Annotated in this window: 2 protein-coding genes and 1 pseudogene; all 3 read right to left on the bottom strand. The window is 66.9% G+C overall.

All coding sequences use genetic code 11. The annotated features are described in order from the left end of the window. Positions 1-97: pseudogene (locus tag AC2VOK_RS04770) on the bottom strand (WXG100 family type VII secretion target); the annotation flags it as partial. Between the two features lie 198 nt (positions 98-295). Continuing rightward, complete coding sequence (locus AC2VOK_RS04765) at positions 296-1,483, bottom strand: PPE family protein (RefSeq protein WP_428899463.1); 1,188 nt, start codon at positions 1,481-1,483, stop codon at positions 296-298. An 81-nt stretch (positions 1,484-1,564) separates the two neighbouring features. Beyond that, a complete protein-coding gene (locus tag AC2VOK_RS04760; RefSeq protein WP_428899462.1) occupies positions 1,565-2,425 on the bottom strand; it encodes a PPE family protein, SVP subgroup in 861 nt (286 codons plus the stop codon). Positions 2,426-2,829 lie beyond the last annotated feature (404 nt).

The following is a 2,829-nucleotide window of genomic DNA, read 5'->3' as shown; positions in this document are numbered from 1 at the left end:
TCTTGCGGGCCTCATCCTCCACCGTCTGCGCATGGGTCTCGAAACGACCCGCCATCGCCCGCATCTCATGCGGATCAGTCAAAAAACGTGTAGCCATGTTCCTGTCTCCTTGTCTTTCTTGATCTTTCTTGTCTTTCGAGCCGCGGTGCGGCTGAAGTCTTGCTCAGCCGTCGTCGATGCGGGGACGACCGCATCCCGGACAGACTACGACCTGCCCGTTGACAGCTTGCCTCAATTCGATGACATGTCCCACCATTTTCCGAACTCGGCTTTGCGCGAGCTCAGACGTGCGATCTCAGACCACCACCTGCTTGGGCATGACGATCGGCTTGAAGCCGTAGCGGGGGCCGGCCCCGTAGGCGCCGGCGCCCTTGGCCGCGCCCGCCATGCCCGGCATTCCGGGCATCGCCGTGACCGGCTCGGCCGCCTCAGAAGCCACGGTCCAGCCCGAACCCTCCACCGGAGCGGTCGCGGAGGCCAACGTGGCCGGAGCGGCCGCCGACCAGCCGGCCGGCACCGACAGACCGCCGACGGCAGATGCCTCGCCGAGACCTGCCGACACCGCGCCGCCCAGGCCCATCGGCGTGGTCGACCCCACGAGAGACGTTCCTATACCCAAACCGGCGCCGAGAGGTGTGACGTCGTCGACGAACGGGGTGACACCTAAGGGAGCACCGGCAAGGAAGTGGCCGAGAAGCGGGAAGGTCGCGGTGATCATGGCGACGTTCCACGCCGCGGTGACACCGATGTTGTAGATGACATTCTGGACGACCGGGATCCCGGCAAAATCGGCAATCGACGGGATCTGGCCGTCGAGCGTCAGAACCGAATTCAGTGAGCTCTCCAACCCGGAGAAGCCGGTCTGCAGTCCCGAGATGGCAGAACCGATGCCCCCCTGCGCGGGCGCTGCCGCCGCGCTCTGGGCTGTGGCCGCGGCTTGGATGCCCGCCGCGCCCGGGTTGGCGGTCGGCGTCTGCGGCGTGAGTGGCGCAAGCGCGCCGGCCGCCGTTGAGGCGGCCTGGTAGGTGTACATGGTGGTGGCGTCCTGGACCCACATCTCGGCGTACTGGGCCTCGGTGGCCATGATCGCCGCCGTGTTGACGCCCAGGAAATTGGTCGCGACCAGCGCCGCCAGCTGAGCACGGTTGGCGGCGATCACCGGCGGGGGCACCGTCGCGGAGAACGCCGCTTCGAAAGCGGCCGCCGACGCCGTCGCCTGGGCGCCCGCATGTTCGGCCGCCGCCGTCGCAGTGGTCAGCCAGGTCACGACGGATTCGGCTGAGGTGACCGCCGCCGTCGACCCCACACCCGTCCAGTGCTCGGTGCTCAGCGTCGTGACGATCGACTCCCATTGGGACGCCGCGGTACTCAGCTCCGCAGCCAGGTTGGACCACGAGGCGGCCGCGGCCATGAGCGGTCCGGAGCCCGCTCCCGAATACATGAGCGCCGACGTGACGTCCGGGGGTATCGCTCCAAAATCCATGACCATGTCTGTTCTGTCCTGTTCCTCTAGTGAGCTGAATTCGGATTCTTGGTGACTGTTTGTGTAGCGCGGGTGCGCCGCTCAGACTGTCGTCGGCTTGGGCATGACGAGGGGCTTGACGCCGTAGCGCGGCGCACCGAACCCGGCGCCGTTGCGCGCAGCCGCGCCCATGCCGGGCATGCCCGGCACGAAGGTCCCGGTGCCGGCCTGGGGCGCGGCGGTAGTCCAGCCCGCGCTCGGCAGGGCCATCGGGTCCATCAGGCTGGTACTCGACACGGTAGTGACTGTGCCGCCCCAGCTGGGCGGCACCGACAACTTGCCGACCATGGTCGCCGAACCCACGCTGGCCATCGGCATCGCACCCATGCCGGCGATGCCGGAGCCGACGGCCGGCGTCGTCGTGCCCGCGAGGTCCGCTGCGCCGGCAAGGCCGCCGAGGCCGCCCAGGTCGGCGCCGGCCTCTTCGGGAGCCGATATCGCCGACAGAAGACCGCCGCCGCCCATCCCGATGGTGTCCGAGTAGGCCGAGGCCCAGTTGCCCATCTCATCCATGGCGATGCTGGTTCCACCACTGGAGGGGCTGAAGAGCCCGTTGCTGCTGCTCAGGAAGTTGTAGGCCTGGTTGATCAATGAAACTGGGTCCAGGGACTGTTGGGCCGAGTTGGTGGCCTCGGCGGCTGCGTAGGTACCGGAAGTCTGATTCAGCGTGTTCACATACTGCTGCTGTTCGGTCTGAGCTTGCGTCGCCGTCGCCTGGTACTGAGTGCCGTACGCCGAGAAGATTGCCGCCTGCTGTAACGACACCGGGTCAGCGGCTGCCGGAGCGATGGCCGTGGTCGCCGCCGCGGCGCCGGCGTGCTGCGCGCTCAGTGAACTGACGATGGCCTCCAGCTGCGCCGCCGCCGCGGACAATTCTGCGGGCAGTGTTTTCAGAATTGACATCCATTCCTCCGTCGTGTCAAAACCGTCGGCCCAATGCGGTCGATCGACCCTGGGTGTTTGCCCGACGGCTGCTGTGCATTGGCGTAAGGCTAGCGACCCACGTCTCCACAGTCGCGACCGAAAAGATCGAGCTGGCAGCCGTTTACGCTTTTTTAACGCTGGCGCGGGCAGTTTTAACAAGTCGCCGTCGAGCGACATAGCGCTGTCATGTGGCCAGAGCGGCAGTGCGGGACGTACGCGGCTCGGCGGCGGGAAGATACTCGAAGCGCGGCAGGGTCGCATCTTCAGGCGCGGTCCGGCCTTGAGGGGATGCGATGCCCCCGGTCCCGCTCGCGCACGCTACATTCGCCGCCGGGCCCCCATAGCCCAATTGGCAGAGGCAGCGGACTTAAAATCCGTCAAGT

This window comes from Mycobacterium sp. TH-M116 (assembly GCF_057473685.1).
The sequence above is the reverse complement of the archived record's forward strand: the minus strand, read 5'-3'. Positions and strand labels throughout refer to the sequence as shown.